The organism is Limnobacter sp. (genome assembly GCF_964228395.1).
Lineage (GTDB): Bacteria > Pseudomonadota > Gammaproteobacteria > Burkholderiales > Burkholderiaceae_B > Limnobacter.
Genome location: NZ_CAXQZX010000122.1, coordinates 90042 through 113304 on the forward strand (window position 1 = coordinate 90042; position 23263 = coordinate 113304).

Genomic DNA, 23263 nt, shown 5'->3' on the forward strand with positions numbered 1-23263 from the left:
CAGGTACAATTTTGGGCTGTAGCAACGTTTTACCATGGGCTCTGTAATGGCACGCCAATCAAAAAATAATGCGGAATCAACGTATTTGGGCAATGTGATCCGCATCAAGGGGGCCCGCCAGCACAACCTTAAAAATCTCAACATCGACATCAAAACCGGTGAAATCACCGTTTTTACCGGTGTTAGCGGCAGTGGAAAGAGCTCTTTGGTATTCGACACCTTGTACGCCGAGGGCCAACGGCGCTACGTGGAAACGTTTTCCCCCTACGCCCGGCAGTTTTTGGACCGCATGGACAAACCCGATGTGGACCAGATCGAGGGCGTGCTGCCGGCCATTGCAATTGACCAAGCCAACCCAGTGCGAACCTCCCGCAGCACCGTGGGCACCATGACCGAGATCAATGACCACCTCAAATTGATTTACGCGCGTGCGGCCCACTTGCACTGTCGCCAATGCGGTCAATGGGTTCGCGAAGACACGCCCGCCACCATACAGGCGGCCTTGCGGGAGCGCGCCGGGCAGGCCCATGACCCGCGTGTGGTGGTGACATTTCCAGTGACTGTGCCTCTCAGCATGGCCGACCAGGACGTGGAAGATTTTTTAAGCGCTCAGGGCTACACCCGTGTTCACCGCGAAACCGCCATTCAATTGCTTGAGCCTTCCAACTCCGCTGCCAAGTCCAAACAAAAAGCTAGCAAGGCAAAATCGGCCAAGCCCAAAAAGGCAAGCGCCAGCACTGCACCCACCCACAAAATTCTCGATGTGGTGCAAGACCGGTTCCGCGTGAGCAGTGTGGAAGAAAGCCGCTTGAGTGATGCCATTGCCAGCGCCTTGTTGCGCGGCAAGGGCAAGGTGAATGTGTATGTGATGCCCGAAGACGGGCAGGCTGAACCTGCGCCATGGCGCTTCTCAGAAGGCCTGCACTGCGCCACCTGTGACATTGATTACACCAAGCCGCTGCCCAGCCATTTTTCGTTTAACAGTCCGATTGGGGCCTGCGACACCTGCCGAGGCTTTGGTCGGGTGATTGGTATTGACTACGGTTTGGTCATCCCCGATGAAAACAAATCTTTGGCCCAGGGGTGCGTTAAACCGTGGCAAACCGAAAGTTTTAAACCCTGCCAAAAAGACTTGGTGAAGTACGCCAAGCAGCGTGGCATCGCCACAGACATTGCCTTCAAACACCTGCCAGAAGAACACCAACTTTGGGTGATTGAGGGCGATGCAAATTTTGACGGCAACTGGGATGGCCCCTTGTTTTATGGGGTGGCGCGTTTTTTTGAGTGGTTGGAAACCCGCACCTACAAAATGCATGTGCGGGTGATGCTGTCCAAGTACCGCAGCTACACACCGTGCACAGCTTGCAACGGTGCCCGTCTAAAACCCGAGTCTCTGTTGTGGAAATTGCCACACGGGCAAGCACGCCACAGCATTCACGACATCATGCAAATGCCACTCACCGAGGTGGCGAGCCTGTTCAAAACCTTGCAATTGCCCGGTGCACTCGATGAAGCCAGTGACCTGGTGTTGCAGGAAATTCGGACTCGTTTGGGCTTTTTGATTCAAGTGGGCCTGGGCTACCTCACCCTGGACCGCCAAAGCCGAACCCTCAGTGGTGGCGAGGTGCAGCGCATTAACCTGACCACCGCCTTGGGCAGCTCGCTGGTGAATACCCTGTTTGTGCTGGACGAGCCCTCCGTGGGTTTGCACCCCCGTGACATTGCGCGGGTGGCCCAAGCCATGCAGCGTCTAAAACAAGCGGGCAACACCTTGGTGGTGGTGGAGCACGACCCTCAACTGATGAACCAGGCTGACCGCTTGGTGGACATTGGCCCAGGGCCGGGCGAGGCGGGCGGGCAGATTGTGTTTGATGGTAAGCCCGCCCAGATCGAAAAAGCCAACAGCCTCACGGCGCGCTATTTGAAGGGCGAACTGAATGTGGTGCCGCCTTCCCCAGCCTTGGGTGATGCCAAGCAACACTTGGTGCTGGCCGGGGTGTGCGCCAACAACCTGAAGAAAATTGAATTTAAATTGCCTCTGAATCGCTTGGTGGTGCTCACCGGCGTGTCGGGCTCGGGCAAATCCACCTTGGTGCAAGATGTGCTCGTGCCCGCCATCAAAAAGCTAAAGGGCGAACCCACAGAGCCGCCGGGCGAGTTTGATTCGCTCACCGGGGTTGAGCACATCAACCAACTGGCCTTTGTGGACCAAAGCCCGATTGGTAAAACCACGCGAAGCAACCCGGCCAGTTACGTGGGTGCGTTTGATGAACTTCGCAAGCTGTTTTCCAAAACAAAACTCGCTGTAGAGCGAGATTACAAGCCTGGTTTTTTTAGCTTCAACAGTGGCGATGGCCGCTGCCCCATGTGCGGTGGCAATGGCTTTGAGCACGTTGAGATGCAGTTTTTGAGCGATGTGTATTTACGCTGTGGCGAATGCAATGGCACACGCTACCGCCCCGAGGCACTGGAGGTGACCTTGGAGCGCAAAGGCCAGGTGTTGAACATGGCCCAGGTGCTTGACTTGACTGTGGACCAGGCGCTTGATTTGTTTGAGCAGGACACGGCCCTGTTTAAAACCCTGCAGCCCTTGGCCCAGGTGGGCCTGAATTACTTGCGCCTGGGGCAGCCTGTGCCCACCTTAAGCGGCGGCGAGGCTCAACGCTTGAAGCTGGCGGGGTTTTTGGCTCAGCTTAAGCCCACAGCCAGCGGTCAAAAGGTGGCCGCGCGTGGAGATCTGTTTGTGTTCGACGAGCCCACCACGGGCCTGCATTTTGATGACGTTGCCAAGCTGATGAGGAGCCTGCGCTTGTTGCAACAGGCCGGGCACAGCGTGCTGGTGGTGGAGCACAACCTGGACGTGATTTGCGCAGCCGACTGGTTGGTGGACTTGGGGCCCGAGGCCGGTGAGGCGGGCGGCCAAGTGGTGGGGCAAGGCACGCCCGAGCAATTACAAACCATCAAGGCCAGCCACACCGGCGTGGCCATCGCGCACTACCGCAAGCAAAGCAATTTGCTGCAGGCTGCCGATCTGAACCAAAACCGCACGGTCGATGTGGTGGCTCAAGAAGCGGCTGCCTTGTATGGGGCTTGTGCGAGCCATGCGAACGCTGTTGCAAAACGCAGCAGCACCGATGGCATCCAAATTTTGCATGCGCGTGAACACAACCTGAAAAACGTCAGCCTCACCATTCCGCGAGAGCAAATGACCGTGATCACCGGCCCATCGGGCAGCGGAAAGTCCACCCTGGCGTTTGACATTTTGTTCAGCGAGGGGCAGCGCCGCTATCTGGAAAGTTTAAATGCCTACGCCCGTCAATTTGTGCAGCCTGCTGCCAAACCCGAAGTGGATGCCATTTTTGGCATTCCACCCACCGTGGCCATTGAGCAACGCACCAGTCGCGGTGGTCGAAAAAGCACCGTGGCCACGGTGACCGAGGTATACCATTTCTTGCGTTTGCTGTTTGTAAAACTGGGCACGCAACATTGCCCAACATGCCAGGTGCCTATTGCCCCACAAAGCATGCAAAACATGCTGGCGCAAATCATGCAGGCCTACAAGGGCACCGAGGTTACCTTGCTTGCCCCATTGGTGCAGGGTCGCAAGGGCATCTACAACGAAATTGCAAAATGGGCCGTGGACCGTGGTTATGAACGCCTGCGTGTGGATGGCCAGTACGTGCCCACCAACCCCTGGCCAAAGCTGGCCCGCTATCAGGAGCACCACATTGAAGTGCCCGTAGGCAGCCTGAAGGTCAGCGCCAAGGCAGAGCGTGAACTGCGTGAGCTGCTACAAACCGCGCTGGATTTTGGCAAAGGCACGGTCATGGTGGAAAGCCCCTCCGGAGAAATTCGATTTTTTTCCACCAAGCGGGCGTGCCCAAGTTGTGCCCGCAGCTTTCCCGAGCTAGACCCGCGCTTGTTCAGTTACAACAGCAAACACGGTTGGTGCCCAAGTTGCTTTGGCGTGGGCGAGCCCGTGGAAGGTTTTGATGCCGACACCACGGGCGAAGAGGGCCGTTGGTTGGCCGAGCAAGACACCACCAGCGAGGACGAGAGCAGCATCGACGGGGGCGGGGTTTACCTGCGCGACCAACTGGTGTGTGGTGCCTGCCATGGCCAGCGGCTAAACAGCACAGCCTTGGCGGTCACATTCAAGGGCCACAACATTGCTGAACTGGCCCGCCAAACCGTGAATGAGGCCTTGGAATGGGTAGAGGCCTTGAAGCTGGACGACCGTGAGCAAGCCATCGCCAAAGACATCCGCGTCGAGATGGCAGGCAGGCTGCAGTTTTTAAAGCAGGTCGGCTTGGAATACCTAAACCTTGACCGAAGCGCCCCCACGTTGAGTGGCGGTGAAGCGCAGCGCATACGGCTGGCCAGCCAGTTGGGCACCAACTTGCGGGGTGTGTGTTATGTGCTGGACGAACCCACCATCGGTTTGCACACACGCGACAACCATCGCCTGCTGGGTGCGCTTGAAGAACTGCGTGCCAAAGGCAACACGCTGGTGGTGGTGGAGCACGACATAGACACCATGTTGCGCGCTGATCGCCTAATAGACATCGGCCCAGGAGCGGGCAAATTGGGAGGGCAAATTATTGCCCAGGGCACAGTGAGTGAGGTAAAGAGCGACCCCAACTCGCTGACAGGCCGCTATTTGAAGCAGCCCATCCCCCATCTGCTGCAACCCAAGCGTGCCGTGGAGGCTGACACCCCCAAATTGCATGTGAAGGGTGCAAAACTGCACAACATTCAAGGCCTGAACGTGGACATTCCACTGGGGCGGCTGGTGGCCATCACCGGGGTTAGCGGCAGCGGCAAATCCACCCTGGCCCGCGACATTGTGCTGGCCAATATGCGCCAGTATGTGGCCAAACAAAACAGCAAAGGCAAGCCTGCGCACGACTGGTTTGCTTGCGAGAGCATTGGCAATGCGCAGGCGGTGGCCCGCGTGCTGGAGGTGGATCAAACCCCAATCGGCAAAACGCCACGCAGTTGCCCTGCCACCTACATCGGCTTTTGGAATCGCATTCGCAACGTGCTGGCCGACACCGTGGAAGCCCGTTTGCGTGGTTTTGCAGCCAATCGCTTTAGCTTTAACACCGGGCCAGGTCGTTGCCCCGTGTGCGAGGGGCAGGGCATGCAAACCATCGAGATGAATTTTTTGCCCGATGTCAAAGTGGTGTGCGAAGCATGCCGGGGCGCGCGCTTTAACCCAGACACCCTGCAAGTGAGCTGGCGCGACAAAACCGCGGCCGATATTTTGAACATGAGTGTGGAAGAGGCTGCACCATTTTTTGCCGCCCACCCCAGCATTGCACAGCCACTTCAACTGCTGGCCGATGTGGGGCTGGGCTACCTTACCTTGGGGCAGCCCAGCCCCACCTTGAGTGGTGGTGAAGCCCAACGCATCAAGCTGGTGACCGAATTGGTGAAGGTGCGCGATAACCGGGTGAACCCGCACACCCTGTATGTGCTCGATGAGCCCACCGTTGGGCTGCACATGAACGATGTTGAAAAGCTGATTGCCGTTCTGCACCGCTTGGTGGATGCTGGCCACACGGTGGTGGTGATTGAGCACGACCTGGACCTGATTGCCCAGGCCGACTGGGTGATCGACATGGGTCCAGAGGCTGGCGTGGGTGGCGGCCAGTTGGTGGTGCAGGGTAGCCCGCAGACCCTTGGTAATATGGGCGTAAAGAAAAGGCGCGAGCCCCCGGGCCACACGGCCCAGGCGTTGCACGCTTTTTACCAACAGCGGGGTTAGCGGAACAGTTTTGGCAAGAAATACGCTGAGGCGATTCCACCGATAGCCACAGGCATGGCCACTATGACGGCTGGAATTGCCAAGGCGCTCACCCCGGCACCTACGGCGAACAAGCCTCCCGCACTGATTAGCCCTTTTGCAATATTGAGCACTCCTGCCGTTAAGCGAGCCACCAAAGGAATCCTATTGATGAAGCTTGCGTTTTTGATCGGATTGCTTTTAAGAGCCCTGGCCAAAGAATTGCGGCTGTCTTGGGTGTTCCATTGCTCCCCCTCAGGTTTGCGACGGGCTTGGGTTTGTAGTTCTTCGCCTCCCTCTGATTGTGGAAGGTTGGCCACCCAGGCCTTTTTGACACCTTCGAGCGATGCTGAAAATGCCATGCGGTTGGCTTCGGTGTTGTCCCTGACTAAGTTGTCGCCGTTCTCAATCAACTCAGCGAGGTTAAAATTTTCGTTCAGTGCACTTTTTGAATCGGTGGTGATGATGATTTGCTTCACCAGTCGATTGATTTGGTCCGCTCGCACTGTTTGGGTGGGATCTTCCAACGCTGTTTGAGTGGTTTGAATGTGATCAGCCACCTCTGGTCGAATAGCAATCGCCGTGTCGGTCAAGCGCTGGCTCAAGAGCCTATACCCGTTCAGGTTGTGATTTTTAATCAAGGTCTCGGCGGTTGAGTGATTGTCATGACGCTTAATTTTGGCCAGCATGGATCCTCGGTGCGCATGGTCGGCCTCAGTGGACAAATCGTTGTGGGCTATGGCGGCTATGGCCAATTGGTCCAGCAGCGCATCGCTGACATACCCGTCAGCACCTTCTTGCGGAAATCCCAGTTTGGCTTTAATCGCTAAGGGCGTATCCAGCTCGACACTGCTGGCTGCTGAAATGCGTGTGTCAGAGCCCAGACGTTCTTGCCTTGCTGATGCTGGAGATTTCATCAGCTCAATGGCTCGCACCATGGACTCTTTGAACACCTCCTGCCTGCTGTTGCCTTTGCTGACCGTGAGGTCGTTGGCGAAGGTTCTGTTTGTTGTTGCCATGGCCATTAAATCCGAGGGCGCCGATGTTTGTGCCTTTAGATCTGACACGGCTCGTAGTGCTACCGATTGTTTAAGCATTGCAATTTTATCTTCGGTTTGCGCATCGTTGCCCAAGGAGTTCATGGCGCGGCGGATTTCACCCTCACCATGCCCACTCCGCTCCTCAAAATTAATCTCTGAGGTAATGGCTTGATCGAGAGTATTGGTATCCTCGCCCAAACGCATCTGTATACTTGCCCCGAGCAAATCAGCCGCATGAGTCAGAAGGGTGTCAGTGCGACGATCGGTCTCGGCAAAATTGTTGCCTCGCAGCGCCGCTGCCTGCTTTGCGGCCCAGGCTCCCACCACGATGTGCGCCAAGGTTTTTTCTTCTTGCGTGGCCAAATTGCAAACGTTTACTACTGCATCTGGATTTTCTGGATTCTGCTCTAGAACCTTTGACTGAACAATATTCAATGCGTATTCATAAACTGGGCGCCCACCAATCTTCCGCTGGGCAGAAGCATTGTTTGGCAAATAGCTTGTTAATTCTGTGGGTAGTTCATCGAGGGGTGGCAGTGCATGGCCCGCGGCTTCAGCGGGTACGCCGGGCATTGGTTGGTTTGCATGGAGGGTATTAATACGGTTGAGCATCAAAAGAGATGCATTTCCCCATTCCTTGTTTACCTTGTTGCTGCGGGTGGCCAACTTGCAAACGTCTTGGCACTCATTTGCAAGCAGTTTGACGCTCTTGTTGAAAATAGAGTCCAAACCTTGTGGTCCTGGGTCAACCTCCAATCCGAGTCGCTTTGCCTGAACGGTTTGCTGTTGACCTAACAGTCTTTGAGTGTCTGTTTTGATCGATGAGTTTGGTTCGCGCAGTATGGTTTCACGATGTTGCTGCGCATTTTCCAACTGGTCCCGTTTTGTGCGCAAATTTGTAGTGACTTCATTGAGTGTTTGGTTTAGTTCTTGCTGCGAACGTTCAGGTGCGTCGTCTGGTAGATCGTCCAGCGCCATTTGTGCATTCGCCACTGCCTGTTCTAGGTCATCAACTTGCTTAGCCAAAGCCGGCACATCAGCCATGCCGGGAAGGGTAGAGAGCCTGGATATTTCGATCTGAAGTTGTTCAGTGGTCTGTCGATTTTGTTGTTCGGCTTGTAAAAGCGCTTCTCTTTCATTACCCAGACGCGTTAACTCTGTGTTTTGTGCGGCCGTTCGATCGGCTGCTGGTATTTGATTAATTGCCTCGATTTGGGCGGCTAGGTTTTGGATGTTGACCTGCTCTGTTTGAATTTCGTTTTTGATGTTTTTCAGTTCATTGTTTTTGGTATCAATTTGTTCAATTAGCTTGCTGCGCACCTTGGTGAACAAATTTTCCAACTGGCAAAATTGTTGCTCCAGTTGTCCGCCCGCTTCGCCTACACAGGTTTTCATGAAGTTGATGTAAGTCAGCAGAAAATCGACCTCGACCAAAGAAATCTTGGTTGATTCGACACCTTGGAAGTGCTGCTCGATCAGTTGAAGGTTGGCCTGAAAGTCTTCCTGTAGATCTGCTGGCCAAAGTAGTTGGAGCCTTTCTTGGTTGTTGCTCAGTGCTTGTTTGAACTCCTTCGCAACTTCGTAAACCTTGTGGAGCTCTGGCTGAGGGTTTAACTCGGCTTGGCCCAGTTTGGTTGATATGGTCTTGCATTGATCGATTAACCACTGTCTGGCCTGATTTTGTTCGGTTGCACGAACGTTTTGTGGGTTCTCTGCAGGCCCAGCAGCTGTTGGCCCAGCGATAGCTCCCTCCGGTTCAGCCATGGCTATCGGGGCACCGGCTGGAGGAACTGTTGATGTAGTCTTGTTGCCGGGCGCACAGGCCCGAATGCCCGGAATTAATTTAATTGCAAGGGCTTTGGCAGCTTCATTGAATGCTTTGCCAATATCACCCCAAGAGGGATTGTTAACGGGTGCAGCAGCCCCGCTTGCAGTGGTTTGTTGGACGGGCATTCACACTCTCCAAGAAGGTTACCCATTGCGTGGTGAGTGTTGTGGCCAAAGTTCACATCAAATGAGCTTGGTGCCCGCCCCGGCTCCGGTCACTTGGATTTTTGACCGATCTTTCCTTCTTTGCCGGCAATCAGATTCGCGATGTTTTGTTTGTGGCGGTAAATCAGCAATGCTGACATGATGAGGATGGCCGCGGCCTGCCCATTGGCACCAAAGAGCAGAAAGTTGTAAAACACGGCAAATACGCTGGCCACCAGCGCGGCGAGCGACGAATACCGGAAAAAATAGGCAATGACAATCCAGGTGACAGCGGTGGCCAGGCCCAAAATCCAGTTCAGGCCGAGAAGCACACCCAAGGCCGTGGCCACACCCTTGCCGCCCTCGAATTTAAAAAAGATGGGGTAGAGGTGGCCAACAAAGGCAGCGAGGCCCACCCAGGCGATGTCATTTCTGGAAAGGTCCAAGGCCTCTTGGTAATACACCGCAAGGCACACAGCCACCGTGCCCTTCAGTGCATCGCCCAGCAGGGTAAAAATGGCTGCTTTTTTGTTGCCACTGCGAAGCACATTGGTGGCGCCTGGGTTCTTGGACCCGTAGGTGCGGGGGTCTGCCAGGCCAGAAAACTTGGACACCACCACAGCAAAAGAAATGGATCCGATGAGGTAGGCCACAATCAGCGCTGCAATGAATTCAATCACGGTGTTGGTCTCCAGGTTGTTGTTCGGTTGACTTTGCGCCTATTGTGCCGCAAAGCTGGGCAGGCTTGTGGCTGTGCAGTGTGAATGCACAACGCTTGCTGGCCTACTTTGGCCACTCTTCGCGCTCAAGAGTGTGGAACCATATGATGGTGAATGCCACCCAAAGCTTTACAACTTGCGAGGCTTTGCAAGCATGAACAGCCCATCTTCCCCCGCCAGCTCAACCGGCTCTTCAAGCCCCATGACCCCTGCGCATGCCCAGCCAGTTACAACACCTGTGGCCCCGCCCGCGCCGGCTCGGGCGGCCAGGCTGTTGGCCACACAACTGCCGTTTAATGCAAACACAGCCTCGCCACCCGCCCTGGTGGGTGCTCTAGAGGCGCACGTTACTGGCGCTTTGCCATTGGAGCAACGTACACCAACCAACCCTGTGGCCAGGAACCTGGCCACTGAATTTGCCCGGGCGGCCCGTGCATCCCGTGATAATCCGCAAGGCATGCCCGTCTCCCCCGCTGCGCCCATTCACTGGTTTGATGTTCTCCGCCGCGAGGAATAAGGTTAGCGATCAGCTCGGCGAGCCCGCCCCAGCGGGTGGGCTTGGGTGAGCACATCGCGCAAATGCTCTTTGGCCACGTGGGTGTAGATCTGCGTGGTCACAATGTTGGCATGCCCTAGCAACAGCTGCACCACCCGCAGGTCTGCGCCGTGGTTTAACAGGTGTGTTGCAAAAGCGTGCCGCAACACGTGGGGGCTGATGTGGGTATGTATGCCCACCTTCAAGGCATATCGTTTGATGTTTTTCCAAAAGGCCTGGCGAGTCATGGGTTTGCCAAAGTGGGTGACGAACAGATGCTCGTTTTGTTGTCCTTTAAGAAGATCTGCGCGGGCCTGTTGCTGGTAAAGCGCAATGGCTTGGCGTGCTGGCTCGCCCATGGGCACAAGGCGCTCTTTGTTGCCCTTACCCGTGACCTTCACGGCGCCTGCTTGCAGGTCCACGGCGCGTAGCGGCATGCTCACCAGTTCAGACACGCGCAAACCGCTGGCGTACATCAGTTCCAGCATGGCGCGGTCTCGTATGCCCGCCGAAGTGTTCAGGTCGGGCGCCTCAAGCAGTGCGATCACTTGGTCTTCTGCAATGGATTTCGGAATTCTTAAACCTTGACGCACACCACTGAGTTGTTCCGTGGGGTTGTCGCCTCGTCGCTGGTTGGCTTGTAGCCATCTAAAAAACCGTTTGTAGCTGCTCAGTTTGCGGTTCAGGCTGGTGGTTTTTAGGTCCACCAGGTCATGCACATGGTTTTGCAAATGCTCTGCGCTGGCGTGGGCCACACCAAGCTTTAAGTGCTGGGTCAACCAGGCGGCGAGTTGAAACAGATCAGTGCGGTAGGCCTGCAGAGTGGCCTTGCTTAGGCCTTCTTCCAGCCACAAGGCGGTGCAAAACTCGTCGATCAGTTCAGAATCGTTTGGCATGCAGAAGGTGGGCTGACATGGGACAATACGTGATCATACCTTCAGCAGTACAGGAGTGACCATGGCCATGTCCATCGCCGATATCCGAAAGGATTACACCCAAGCCAGCCTCGATGAGGCCCACGCCCCCAAAGATCCGTTTGAGTTTTTTAAGTTGTGGTTTCAGCAGGCGCTGGATGCACAATTGCCCGAACCCAATGCGATGACGCTGGCCACTGTCACAGCCGACGGACGCCCTTCGGCCAGAATCGTTCTAATCAAAGGTGTGGATGAGCGCGGCTTCAGCTTTTTTACCAATTACGATAGCCGCAAAGGCCAAGAGTTGGCGCATAACCCATACGCGGCACTTTTGTTTCACTGGACCGAGCTTGAGCGCCAGGTGCGCATTGAGGGCACTGTGGAAAAACTTAGCGCAGAAGAGTCGGATGCGTATTACTTTTCCAGGCCTTTGGGCAGCCGCCATGGAGCATGGGCTTCGCCGCAGAGCGCAGAAATTGCATCCCGGCAAGTGCTGGAAGAGCGCTTGTGCAAGGTGAAATCTGAATTGGGAGAGGCGCCGGCTCGACCTCCGTTCTGGGGGGGCTACCGCGTGGTGCCCACTGCATTCGAGTTTTGGCAGGGTCGGCCCTCACGTTTGCACGATCGCTTGGCATTTATTCTTCAGGGTGGGCAATGGGTGCGCAAGCGTCTGGCACCTTAAAGTTTGCTTGGGGACTTGGCCCAGGCCGCTAGGCCCCTTTGGTATTTAGTTGCTGTGCGCGCATGTTGCAGTAATGTTTGCTGATCACAGAGGGCAAGCCGTGTTTGGCGCCCTGTTTTCCCCAAATGTGTTGAAGGCCTGCCACCGGGTTGTCATCGGGTAACATGCGGGCCATCAGTTGCCAACTCTCGGCCTCTTTCGGGGCGTTTCTTAAGGCCAGCATGGCCAGCATGGTTTTGCTGGCAAAAAACCCCGCCTCATGGTTGGGGTGTTCAAATATACCGACACAATTGCCAAGCCCCGCAGCCTCAGCGTTTTCTAAGTGAAGCGCCATGCGCCGAAATATGGCTGCATTCACAGGCGCAGTGCTGGCGGGCAATTCAAGGCTGAGCGCTTTAAGCGTGTTTACCTTGAGCCACGGGTTGTTTGTTTGCAGTGCCAAATCGGTGTTCATGGCGCTTGTCGCCAAATGTTTTGTGGCGCGTTCGTGAGTGTGCCCTTGTTCGATTTGCTCGGTTAAAAAGCCCAGTCGCAAATAGGGGGAAATTGTATCTGCCTGTGCTGCGGCACTGTTGAACAAGTGGTCTGAGTAAAGATGAAATGGCGCTGGCATGATGCTGGCCATTTGCCGATATAACTGTTGCCCCAGGCAGCTTGCATGCGCAACTAGGCTGCGGCTTTGTGCCGGGTGTTGTGCGATGAGGTCTGGTTCGTTGGGTAGAACACTTTGATTGCAGATTGCGCAGCTTGGCGGTGGGTTGATGTTGTGTGGTGTCATTCAAAATGGTGTTGCATCAGCAGTCATAGGTATGCTGTGTAACTTCAATTGCTTGTTTGTTCCCCCTTGTTTTAAACTTTGATTGTGGTGCAGGCAGTGGAACGAGGTGGTTGATGCAAAGTGGTGTGAAGTTTGCGTGTTGTGTTCTGCTTGCTGCCACGCTCATGGGTTTGAGTCGTTTTGCCACGGCAGCCTCTGCAAGCGATATTCCGGCCGCCATCGCATTGTTGCGATCTGCGATCCCCAACATCCAATTGCAAGTCAGCCTTTCAAAAACATGGAGCCGCGCCTACGTGGCCGAGCGGCCCGAGGGGCCGTTGCTGACCATCGACCCCGACTTCTTGGCGGGCTTGAGCAGCGACGGTTTGTTGTTTGTGATTGCCCACGAATACGCCCATGTTTACCATGCACACCAAAAAAAGCTGGGCATGAAGGCCATGGAGCTGGCTGGCTTGCCCACGCCCGAAATGGCGTTTGATGCGCTGGAACGCGAACCGGGCAGCATGGAAAAACTGCATGCCATGAATCGCCAGTTTGAATTGGATGCAGACGAGGCGGCTCGAAAATGGTTGAGCACTGTGGGTGTGAAGGCTTGCACCACCGAGGTATTGAAGAGCATTGATGGCGCAGACATGATGATGCCGATTGTGCCCTCACACCCGGGCTACTATGCCCGTCGGCAGGTGATTTGCGCGCGTTAGGCTTTTTTTAGACCCACCTGGCTGGCCAGTCGATACACCCATTCTACTTCCCCTTTTTTGACGTAGCTTTCGAGCAGTTTGTGTGTGGTCCGAGATGCGTCGCTGTTATTGCTCATGTGCTCCAAGACAGCCCAAATGCAGTGTTTTCGCAGATGGTCAGGCAGACGACCATCGTGCTGCACATCGTTACTTACCAAGACATGGCCCAGCGCTTGGCGGTGTTGTGGACTGACTGCGGGAGCACTTCTTTCGATGGTTTTGCACAACGCAAAAACTTGGGCTTTGGCTGAAGCGGATTCGCTGAGGCCTATTGACCTAAGGAGTTGCTTGGCAAGATTGCCTGGCACATCGTGGCCCAAGTGCTCTGAGCACGCCGGCGACCTGGGTGTGCATGGTGTGGTACAAGTGGACTCGGGCAAGCTGCTGGGCACGCCGATGGAGCTGCGGGACGAAAACCTGGCTGAACTGGCGTCGTCGTCCGAAAAAGAAAGCAGGCTGGGCGATGTGTTAAAAACTTGTTGGGAGCTTGGCATTGCAAAACCTCAGGTGTTCAATGTTTGGACACCTAAGTAGCTGCAGCAACCCCCCAGTTCCGTTTAAACCGCTTGTGCCACCCATTCCACCCAGTGGCGCACATCCACTGTGGCATCGCTTTCCAGGTGCCCAAGGCATCCAATGTTGGCGGAGGCAATGGCTTGGGGTTGGCCTGCCATCAAATTGGCCAGTTTGCGTTTTTTAAGTTCGCCCGAAAGCTCGGGCTGCAATACCGAGTAGGTGCCTGCGGAACCACAGCACAAATGTGAGTCGGTCACGGGGGTGAGTTCAAAGCCCAATTTGGTAAGCACGCCCTCGACCACGCCCTTGAGTTGCTGGCCGTGTTGCAGAGTGCAGGGGGGGTGGAACGCAATGCGTGCGGGTATTCGTTGCTGTGCAATGGCAGCCTTCACTTGCGTGGCCAGGCGTTGCAAACCCTCGTCGCTTTGGCGGGTAATAAACTCGCCGATGTCCAGGGTGTGTTCGCTGATTTTGCGTGCCTTTTCAGCATATTCGGGGTCATGGGCAAAGTGGTGGTGGTATTCACGCACCATCACGCCGCAGCCTGAGGCGTTCATCACCAGCGCTTCGGCTTCACCGTTTTCAATCAGGGGCAGCCAAGCATCGATGTTGGCTTTCATTTGGGCCAGGCCCCCATCGTGATCATTCAGGTGAAATTTCACGGCACCACAGCAGCCAGACTCGGCCACCACCACGCTTTGAACGCCCAATGCATCCAAAATCACAGAGGTGGCGCTGTCAATGGACGGCATCATGGCGGGTTGCACACACCCTTTGAGCAAAATAACCTTGCGTGCATGCGTGCCCTGTGCAAACGGCAGGGTGGGGCGTTTGGCGGGCACCTTTTTTTGAATGCTTTGCGGCAGCAAACTACGCACCGCTTTGCCCACAGCCATGCCCGCCGTAAACATGGGCCGGTTGGTCATCAGGGATTTCAGGCCGTTGCGCATCAGTTTTTCGCCAGTGGGGCGTTCTACCCGCTCGTCCACCACTTTGCGACCAATGTCGATCAGTTGGCCGTATTTCACGCCCGAGGGGCAGGTGCTCTCGCAGTTGCGGCAGGTGAGGCAGCGGTCCAGGTGTTGTTGCGTTTTGCGGGTGACCTGTTTGCCTTCAAGCACTTGCTTGATGAGGTAAATGCGGCCGCGTGGGCTGTCCAGCTCGTCACCCAAAATTTGGTAGGTGGGGCAGGTGGCGGTGCAAAATCCACAATGCACACACTTGCGCAAAATGGCATCTGCAGTTTGTCCTTCGGGGGTGTCTTTGATCCAGTCGGCGAGTTGGGTGTCCATGGCGATGCGCTTAAAGAATGGGGGCCAAACGATTGATGCTGAAAATGCCTGCTGGGTCGAACTGCGCTTTCAGTTTGCGCTGCAGCTTGGTCATGACGGCGTCGGGCATGTGGAAGGCGTGCTGCCTGGCCTCGGTGTTGTCTGTTTTGTAAAGGGTCGCGTGGCCTTTTGCCCGACCAATCACGGCGCGAATGTCGCTGGCTTGCATGCCTGGCTCGGGCCTGAACCAACGCAGACCACTGCCCCACTCGTGAACACTTTGACCATGCATGGCCAGGTCTGCGGTGGTGGGTGGCAAGGCCAGCCGCCAAAGGTCACCCGCTTGAGTAAAAAAGCTGTGTTGCTGGTCACGCACGCTGGCCCAAAAGGCTTGTGCCTGGGCCTGTGGAAGCTCTTGCCCGCCCATGGTTTTGATGGCGGTTTGAATGGCTGCGCTGGCTCCGCGCAAGCGCACAGTGAGTCTACCTTGCTCCCAGAAAGTGGCATTGATGGGCAGTGGCTTAGATAGCCACGTGTTGCTCTGCCTGATGGCCTCGTTCACCGGCAACTCAAACACCAATGTGGCTTCGGCGGGAGCCACGGGCATAACCTTGATAGACAATTCCACTGCAATGCCCAAGGTGCCCATGCTGCTGGGAATCACGCGGGACACATCGTAACCCGCCACGTTTTTCATCACCACGCCGCCAAAGTGAAGCAGCTGAGCCCTGCCATCGAGTAGGGTGCAACCCAGCACGTAGTCTTTAACGCCACCTTTGGCCAAGCGGGCCGGGCCGGCCAAACCGCTTGCCACCACACCGCCAATGGTGCTGTGTTGGTGGTTGGGCCCACCCAGGCGCGGCGGCTCAAAGGCGAGTTCTTGCTTTTCAGCGGCAAGCGCAGCTTCTACGGTGTGCAGAGGGGTGCCTGCCTTGATGGTCATGACCAGCTCGGTGGGCTCATATTCCACAATCCCCTGCCATGGGCGCAGGTCTACCTCTTCACCTTCGAGTGGGCCGCCGTAAAAATTTTTGGTGCCGCCGCCCACCGGGCGCAGCTTGGTTTGCGTGCGCGCCGCTTTTTCAACGCGTACGCACAGTTCGTCCAGAAAATCAGGCATGGTGTTGGTTCACTTAAAAACGGGGCAGATCGGCAAAAGGCATTTTGCCGTGATGCACATGCATGCGACCATACTCGGCGCAACGGTGCAGGGTAGGCACCACTTTGCCCGGGTTGAGCAGGCCGGGCTCATCAAACGCCTTCTTGACAGCAAAAAACGCATCCAACTCAGCGCGCGAGAACTGCACGCACATTTGATTGATTTTCTCGATACCCACGCCGTGTTCACCCGTGACTGTGCCGCCCACTTCCACACACAATTCCAGAATTTCGGCGCCAAAGTCTTCGGCCCGTTTAATTTCTTCGGGCTTGTTTGCATCAAACAAAATCAGGGGGTGCAAATTGCCGTCACCGGCATGAAACACGTTGGCGCAGCGCATGTCGTATTTTTTTTCCATCTCGGTGATGGCGTTGAGCACCCGAGCCAGGCTGCGGCGGGGAATGGTGCCGTCCATGCAGTAGTAGTCGGGCGAAATTCGTCCGGCTGCCGGAAATGCGTTTTTTCGTCCCGCCCAAAACTTCAGCCGCTCGGCTTCGCTTTGCGACACTTTGATGGCGGTGGCTCCGCAGCCATTGAGCACTCGGGTCATGGCTTCAATTTCTTCGGCCACTTCCTCGGGTGTGCCATCGCTTTCAAGCAGCAAAATGGCCTCCGCTTCGGTGTCGTAACCCGCCTTTACAAAGGGCTCCACCATTTGGCTGGCGCGTTTGTCCATCATCTCAAGGCCAGCGGGAATGATGCCCGCAGCAATTACTGCGGCCACAGCGTTGCCAGCATTGGTGACGTCGTCAAAGCTGGCCATGATCACTTGCGCCAAGGCGGGTTTGGGAACCAGCTTCACTGTGACTTCCGTGACCACTGCCAACATGCCTTCCGAGCCAATCACGAGGTTGATCAGCTCCAGACCTGGAGCGTCTGGCGCTTCAGAGCCGAATTCCACCACTTCGCCTTCAATGGTGATGCCGCGCACTTTCAACACATTGTGCACGGTCAAGCCGTACTTCAGGCAGTGCACACCACCGCTGTTCTCTGCCACATTGCCGCCAATGGTGCAGGCGATCTGGCTAGAGGGGTCGGGAGCGTAGTACAGGCCGTGCTGGGCCACGGCTTCAGAAATGGCCAGGTTGCGTACACCGGGTTGCACCACAGCGCTGCGGGACATCACATCCACGCTCAGTATCTTGTTGAATTTGGCCATGCCTAGCACGATGCCGTGTTTGTGGGGTTGTGCCCCTCCAGACAAGCCGGTGCCCGCACCGCGCGCCACCACCGGCACATTCAGGCGGTGGGCCAGCTTAAGAATCTCGATGACCTGGGTTTCGGTCTCGGGCAGGGCCACGGCCATGGGCAATTGGCGGAATAAACTCAGCCCGTCGCATTCGTAGGGGCGGGTGTCTTCCACTTCGTGAAGCACGGCGTGCTGGGGCAGAATGTCAAGCAGGCCGTCAATCACAGCCTGGCGCTTGGCCGCATCTGCGGCAAATTCTTCAATGGGCGCGTTCATTGGGGGTACCTCGTCTAAGCCTGTAGATGGTACCCCGTTCAGCCCTTTAAATATAATTGGTGCTTGCCCGAATCAATACAAGTCTTTTAACGATCTGTTGACTCGCTTACACCACAAATCGTGACACAGCGTTTTGAAGTTGGTTGGCGCGGTCATCCAGCCTGTTGGCCACTTCACTGGCTTTTTGGGCAATGGAGGAGTTCACAGAGGCTGCGTCCACAATCTCCCCGATGCCGCTGAAAAACCTTGCCATGCTGGCTTGTTGCTCTTTCAGCAATAATCCGAACGACTCAAAGGTCTGGTTCATTTTGTCTGATTCTGCGTGCAACAAGGCCATGTCTTGCTCAGAGCCAGCCACCTTTTGCAAAGAATCATCCGATTTTGCATTGGCATCCGACATCATGGCCACCGATTCCTGGATTTGATTCTGGATGTCCAAAATGAGCTTGGAAATCTGGTTGGCAGCGTTTGCCGTGTCTTCGGCCAGTTTGCGGACTTCGTCGGCCACCACAGCAAAACCACGCCCTTGTTCGCCCGCTCGCGCAGCCTCAATGGCGGCGTTTAAGGCCAGCAAATTGGTTTGGTCCGCAATTTGTTTGATGGTGTTGATGATTCCGCCAATCATGGTGGAACTCTCGTTCAAGGTGCCAATGCGCTCGCCGTTTTTGCTCACAATTTCAACCACGCTGTTGACCGACGATGCGGTCTCGCGCATGGAGCGCATGGAGTTGAGCAACTGGGTGCGCGTATTCACTGACACCTCTTGTGCGCTATTGAGGTAGCTGCAGGAGGATTCCAGTTTGTCGTTGGCATCGCTCGCAATGGTGTTCAAAGAATCGGTGATGGATTCTTGTTTTTGAGTGCTCTGCGAAATTTGGAGCCCGGAGGAACGAACCTCTGACACAGTAGACCCGATTTGCTCGGCCGATGCGCGAATGCCCTTCACGGTTTCACTGAAACTGCTCATTAAAGAGTCGAACGAGGAAGCGATTGTTGCGATCTCGTGTTTCTCGTTCAGGTTGACTCGAAGGCTCAAGTTGGATGTTTCTTGCACTTGACGAATCACCGATTGCAGTTTGTTCACCGGCCTGGAAATAGAACGGCCAATGAGCCATGCAATGATGATCCCTGCAACAACGGCGATCAGCGCCACGATGGTGAAGGTTTGAATGGCTGTGGTCTGGAGGTTTTCTGCACTCAGTTTGGATTGGTTAACGCTCGCTTCGATGAGTTCAAGCACTTTGACAAGCTGTTCCTCTGCGGCACGGGCTGACTTTCTGACCACCACCGTGGCCAACATGCGTTGCGGGCCAATTTCGGCTTGCATCATGGCCTGGAAGTTGGTTTTGTATTCCGAAAGCCCGGTGGCCAGGCTGCTCAGCAGATCGGTGATTTCCTGGGAGTCGAGGGCTTTGCTGATCTGGCCGCTTTTTTGAATGGCTGCAATCGCGGTGTCCAAATTGTCTGCAACGGCTTTTTGCAGAATGGGGTCATTTGCGTACATCAAGTCTTTGATTGGACGCTCGGCTTTTAGAAATTCCACTTGTGCCAAGGCGGCCTGTGATTGGATTTCGAACTTTGAATCCACCAAGACGGTGAATGATTCGTTGAGTTTGCCCATCAAACTGCCCACCAGCACCTGGCAAGCAATTAAAGACAGCAAAATAAATCCAAACCCGGCATAAATCCGTTTGACGATACTCATGATGACCCCTGAATCTTTTGGATATTTTTTCGCTGTTTATTCCAGAGAATAACCAACGTAATAAATGCCAATCGTGGCGCCGCTCTCATTCACAATGGGCTCGTAACCGGTTTGGTAAATTTTTCCAAGAATATCCACCGGACCATAAAATGGCTTGCCGCTGTCAATGGCTGCTTTGGCGGGTCCAGAAGGATCCAGCGGAGTACCCACAGCCCGCTGCCCAGCTTTCATCACATTGGTGCTTCTGCGGATGTAGTTGTTGCCTTCTTTCACAAACAGGGTGGCTGTTCCACCGTGCTTGGCCGTGATTTTGTCAACAATCGTAAAGTCGCCATTGATTTTAGAGCTGCCAAAAAACAATTGATCTCCCTCAAGGCGAGGCTTGCCCTGGGCAGCCAGTTCTTGTTTGAGCGCACTCATGGCTTTGGTGACCTTCTCATCGGCCATGGCTGGGCTAACGATGCATGCGGCGGCGGCGAACGACAAAAGGAATTTTGATAAAAATCGACTCACTTGGATCTCCTGAGAAATGTTCGAACAGAACAACATGAACTGCTTGAATAGTTCAGATGCTACTGAGATCGGGTGATGTCAAATTGTTTAAACAGCCGTCGTTTTACGTTTTAATTTTTTGAATCAAACCAAGGGGGTTGCTTCATTTGGAGGGACCAGAGCGCACCTGGGGCGGGTTTGCATGGCGTAGTTTTTTTGATTCAACAAAGTGGGGTTGGCGCGCAGGTGCATGGCCCCAGCAAAGGCAATCATGGCGCCGTTGTCTGTGCACAGGTTAAGCTCCGGGAAAAACACTTCCACCCCTGTTTTGTGGGCAGACTCGTGTAATTGCTTGCGCAGCATGCGGTTGGCTCCCACCCCACCTGCCACCACCAGCCGCTTGTGGCCCATTTGTTTGCAGGCAGCCATCGATTTTTTAACCAACACGTCCACAATCGCCGCCTGGAAGCTGGCTGCCAGGTCGGCCTTGTCTTGCTCGGCGATGGCCATGTGCTCGGCTGGCTGTGTAACACCGGCCAGTTTCATGGCTGTGGTCAGCACCGCGGTTTTCAGGCCAGAAAAACTGAACATGAAATCGCCGCTGTGCAGCATGGGGCGCGGCAGTTTGAATCGCTGTGCATCGCCCTGCTCGGCCAATTTGGCGAGCGCTGGCCCGCCTGGGTAGGGCAGACCGATCATTTTGGCGGTCTTGTCGAAGGCCTCGCCAGCAGCGTCGTCCAGGGTTTCGCCCAGTACTTGGTAATTCCCAAGGCCGTGCACGCCCATCAACTGGCTGTGCCCCCCGCTGACCAACAATGCGGTAAACGGGAAGCTCGGCGGATTTTGGCTCAGCAAAGGCGACAACAAGTGCCCTTCCAGGTGGTGTATGGGCAGCACGGGCAGGCCAAGACCCATGGCGAGGCTGTAGGCAAAGGCGCTGCCAGCCATCAGCGCCCCAGGTAAGCCTGGGCCGGTGGTGACTGCCACCGCATGCAATTGGTTTAAGTTCACCCCACTTTGTTGTTGCACTTGCTCAAGCAGGGGGATGAGTCGGCGAATGTGGTCGCGCGAGGCCAGTTCGGGCACCACACCGCCGTAATCTTTGTGCATGGCGATTTGTGAGTGCAAAGCCTGCCCTAGAATTTGACCCTCGGTGGTGCAAATGGCCACGCCGGTTTCGTCGCAAGAACTTTCAATGCCCAGCACCATCAGCGGTTTGTGCTTGGCGGGTTGTGGGGGGGAATTGGGCACTGAAGCGGGCATCAAAGTCACAATTATTGACAGGCAATTCAATATTTTAACCCAGGCAACCGCCAATGGCTCGAATCTGAAATGCCGATTCCAACTGTATAAGTACTTACAAAGATTACATTTTGGAGACTTTTCATGTTCACGGGTTCGCGTTGGGTTGGTTTGTTGGTGTTGGGCCTGAGCTTGCAGGGCTGTCTGTCTGAAAGCAGCCTGGAGCAGCGGGCGCCCGTGGGCGGTGGGGGCGGTGGCACGGTCACTCCCTCAGAAACCCTTGCACCCATGAAGGTTAAAAATTCGGCCACGGCGGCAGGCCACACCGCGCGTGTTGAGCAGGTGACCATTTCAGCTTTTGATGGCACCCCGCTGGCACTGACGGTGTATTTCCCAGAACTCGATGCTGCGGAGCCTGCGCCACTGCTGCTGCATTCCCACGGCTTTGGGGGCAGCCGCACCCGATCGCTTGATTTTGATGAAGCCACGCAGGGTTCCGAAATTGGCATTGACACCCTGCAGGTGGCCTACAACCAGAAAAACCCTGTGGCTGGCCGTGCTGGATGGTATGTGATTTCGTATGACCAGCGTGGTCATGGCGACACCGGTGGCCGCGTGACCATTCTAGACCCCGAATTCGAGGGCAAAGATTTTCAAACCATTCTGGATTGGGCCGAGGCCAATTTGCCCAACTTGGGCTACCGCAACAAGGCTGGTCAGCCCAACCCCGTGGTGGGCACCATCGGTCGCAGCTATGGCGGTGCATTCCAGTTGATTGGCACCGGTTTGGATGAGCGCATTGACGCCATGGTGCCCAACGGCACTTGGTACGACCTGCGCTACAGCCTTGCGCCGGCCACCGTGCCCAAAACCACCTACCTGAATGCCTTGGTGGCGGCGGGGTTGAACAGCAACCGAGGCCGATTCGATCCATTTCTGTTCCAAGGTTTGGCTGAAGCCAACACCACTGGGCAAGTGTCTGATGACATTGTGACCCGCTTGGGTTCGCAAGGCTCGATTTCGTATTGCGACCTGTCGGCCAACCTGCCCAACGGCATGACCCTTAAAAATGATGTGCCTGCATTCTTCATTCAGGGCGCTCGCGATGTGCTGTTCAACCTGAATGAAGGCCTTCAAAACTTTGAGTGTTATCGCCAGGTGAACAAAAATGCCAAGCTGCTGTTTGTAAAGTTTGGTCATAGCTTGGATGCGTTGGGCATCCAAGAAAGCCCAGCCGACAGCTTGGCTGGCACGCCAGCCAAATACGCCTTCAATGAGAGCTTGGTTTGGCTAAAGAGCACGGCTCAAACCTGCCCGGCCAGTGTGTTTGATGCTGCCACCGGTCGTTGTGTGATGCCGCTGAAAAACCTGATGTTCCAGTTCCTGGTGCAAAACCTGATCGGCAATTCGCAAGCCAAGTCGGCCAACTACCTGGGTTTTGATCCTTTGCCTTTGCCTGAGATCACTGCAGTGCTGGAAGATGGCCGCGCAGACCCCACCGCCATTGAAATCAAGGCCAGTGGATCGTCACGTCCACGCCTGAACACCCAGGCTGCCCCTTCTGATTTCACTGCCCCCACCATGGTGAATACCGGCGTGACTGGCATTCCTTCGGGCCTGACTTACACCGATGCCTCCCAGTTGGCTCGCCCCATCTATGTGGCGCTCAACAATGCCAACCAGCCCGGTTGCTATGTGGGCACCCCCAAAGCCAGGGTCAAAGTGGATCCCGTGGGGCCAGCTTCGCCCGAAGCGCCGATTGTTTATGTTGGCCTGGGGATCACACGTGCCGATGGCAGCCAGTCGGTGTTGCATGAACAGATTACGCCGGTGAAAGGCTATGGCGAGCACAACCTTGATTTGGCGGGTATTTCTGCCCAGTTGATGGAGGGGGATGCCATCACCCTGACCCTGCAGGGCTACAGCCCGGTGTTCATCACCAGTTTTAACCGGTTGCCCGCACCCGTGAATGTGAGCGCCAGCGTGGCTTTGCCTGCCCGCGTGGCAGACCCCACTGGCATGTGCCGGTCGTAATTTGGTGCGTTGCACTACAACAGTGCCCGCCCACGCCCATATGGGCTTCTAATCGCCGCAAGGGGGCCAGGTTTGGCCTCCTTGTGGTGCAAATACCCCCAATTTTCCCTGGCACGCCCCTTGCACAGTTAAGGTCGTGGGTCGTCAACGGCGGCGACCTGCAGGTGGATTGACAGGTCTCCAAGGTTGCTTGCAACTGACGGAGTTGGACA

The 23263-nt window shown here is 55.6% G+C and carries 17 protein-coding genes; 7 read left to right on the forward strand and 10 right to left on the reverse strand.

The window, feature by feature from the left end:
* Positions 1–85: 85 nt before the first annotated feature.
* Positions 86–5770, forward strand: coding sequence for an excinuclease ABC subunit UvrA (gene uvrA / locus ACEQU8_RS10315; protein ID WP_370263414.1), 5685 nt, complete (start codon positions 86–88; stop codon positions 5768–5770).
* Here uvrA and ACEQU8_RS10320 read toward each other — a convergent pair.
* Both ACEQU8_RS10320 and plsY read right to left on the reverse strand, forming a co-directional pair.
* Complete coding sequence (locus ACEQU8_RS10320) at positions 5767–8781, reverse strand: hypothetical protein (RefSeq protein WP_370263382.1); 3015 nt, start codon at positions 8779–8781, stop codon at positions 5767–5769. The genes uvrA and ACEQU8_RS10320 overlap by 4 nt on opposite strands.
* A gap of 89 nt (positions 8782–8870) precedes the next feature.
* Positions 8871–9476: a glycerol-3-phosphate 1-O-acyltransferase PlsY gene (gene plsY, locus ACEQU8_RS10325; RefSeq protein ID WP_370263415.1), complete on the reverse strand. Its 606-nt coding sequence runs from the start codon at positions 9474–9476 to the stop codon at positions 8871–8873.
* Between the two features lie 196 nt (positions 9477–9672).
* On the opposite strand from plsY, the gene ACEQU8_RS10330 reads away from it, so the two are divergent.
* On the forward strand, positions 9673–10035 hold the full coding sequence (locus ACEQU8_RS10330; RefSeq protein WP_370263384.1) for a hypothetical protein: 363 nt from the start codon (positions 9673–9675) through the stop codon (positions 10033–10035).
* Between the two features lie 2 nt (positions 10036–10037).
* On the opposite strand, the gene xerD is transcribed toward ACEQU8_RS10330, so the two are convergent.
* On the reverse strand, positions 10038–10949 hold the full coding sequence (gene xerD, locus ACEQU8_RS10335) for a site-specific tyrosine recombinase XerD (RefSeq protein ID WP_370263385.1): 912 nt from the start codon (positions 10947–10949) through the stop codon (positions 10038–10040).
* 67 nt (positions 10950–11016) lie between these two features.
* Between xerD and pdxH the strand changes: the two genes are divergently transcribed.
* Positions 11017–11649: a pyridoxamine 5'-phosphate oxidase gene (pdxH, locus tag ACEQU8_RS10340; protein ID WP_370263416.1), complete on the forward strand. Its 633-nt coding sequence runs from the start codon at positions 11017–11019 to the stop codon at positions 11647–11649.
* 28 nt (positions 11650–11677) lie between these two features.
* On the opposite strand, the gene ACEQU8_RS10345 is transcribed toward pdxH, so the two are convergent.
* Positions 11678–12427, reverse strand: coding sequence for a hypothetical protein (locus ACEQU8_RS10345; protein WP_370263386.1), 750 nt, complete (start codon positions 12425–12427; stop codon positions 11678–11680).
* A 113-nt stretch (positions 12428–12540) separates the two neighbouring features.
* Here ACEQU8_RS10345 and ACEQU8_RS10350 point away from each other — a divergent pair, with 113 nt between their 5' ends.
* From ACEQU8_RS10350 to ACEQU8_RS10360, 3 genes are all read left to right on the forward strand, one after another.
* Positions 12541–13128 (forward strand): M48 family metalloprotease, encoded by a 588-nt coding sequence (locus tag ACEQU8_RS10350; RefSeq protein ID WP_370263387.1) that lies wholly within the window; start codon positions 12541–12543, stop codon positions 13126–13128.
* Between the two features lie 152 nt (positions 13129–13280).
* A complete protein-coding gene (locus ACEQU8_RS10355) occupies positions 13281–13418 on the forward strand; it encodes a hypothetical protein (protein WP_370263389.1) in 138 nt (45 codons plus the stop codon).
* Between the two features lie 37 nt (positions 13419–13455).
* A complete protein-coding gene (locus ACEQU8_RS10360; RefSeq protein ID WP_370263390.1) occupies positions 13456–13701 on the forward strand; it encodes a hypothetical protein in 246 nt (81 codons plus the stop codon).
* A 23-nt stretch (positions 13702–13724) separates the two neighbouring features.
* On the opposite strand, the gene glcF is transcribed toward ACEQU8_RS10360, so the two are convergent.
* The 6 genes from glcF to tsaD all read right to left on the reverse strand — a co-directional run bounded on the left by glcF (position 13725) and on the right by tsaD (position 20987).
* Positions 13725–14975: a glycolate oxidase subunit GlcF gene (gene glcF / locus ACEQU8_RS10365; protein ID WP_370263391.1), complete on the reverse strand. Its 1251-nt coding sequence runs from the start codon at positions 14973–14975 to the stop codon at positions 13725–13727.
* Positions 14976–14985: 10 nt separating this feature from the next.
* Positions 14986–16074, reverse strand: a complete 1089-nt coding sequence (glcE, locus tag ACEQU8_RS10370; protein ID WP_370263393.1) for a glycolate oxidase subunit GlcE — start codon at positions 16072–16074, stop codon at positions 14986–14988.
* Positions 16075–16087: 13 nt separating this feature from the next.
* Complete coding sequence (locus tag ACEQU8_RS10375) at positions 16088–17578, reverse strand: FAD-linked oxidase C-terminal domain-containing protein (RefSeq protein WP_370263394.1); 1491 nt, start codon at positions 17576–17578, stop codon at positions 16088–16090.
* Positions 17579–17684: 106 nt separating this feature from the next.
* A complete protein-coding gene (locus tag ACEQU8_RS10380; RefSeq protein WP_370263395.1) occupies positions 17685–19283 on the reverse strand; it encodes a methyl-accepting chemotaxis protein in 1599 nt (532 codons plus the stop codon).
* Between the two features lie 36 nt (positions 19284–19319).
* Complete coding sequence (locus ACEQU8_RS10385) at positions 19320–19796, reverse strand: Cache 3/Cache 2 fusion domain-containing protein (protein WP_370263397.1); 477 nt, start codon at positions 19794–19796, stop codon at positions 19320–19322.
* A gap of 123 nt (positions 19797–19919) precedes the next feature.
* Entirely contained in the window at positions 19920–20987 is a 1068-nt protein-coding gene (gene tsaD, locus ACEQU8_RS10390; RefSeq protein ID WP_370263418.1) for a tRNA (adenosine(37)-N6)-threonylcarbamoyltransferase complex transferase subunit TsaD, read from the reverse strand.
* 174 nt (positions 20988–21161) lie between these two features.
* Here tsaD and ACEQU8_RS10395 point away from each other — a divergent pair, with 174 nt between their 5' ends.
* Positions 21162–23051, forward strand: coding sequence for an alpha/beta hydrolase (locus tag ACEQU8_RS10395; protein ID WP_370263398.1), 1890 nt, complete (start codon positions 21162–21164; stop codon positions 23049–23051).
* Positions 23052–23263 lie beyond the last annotated feature (212 nt).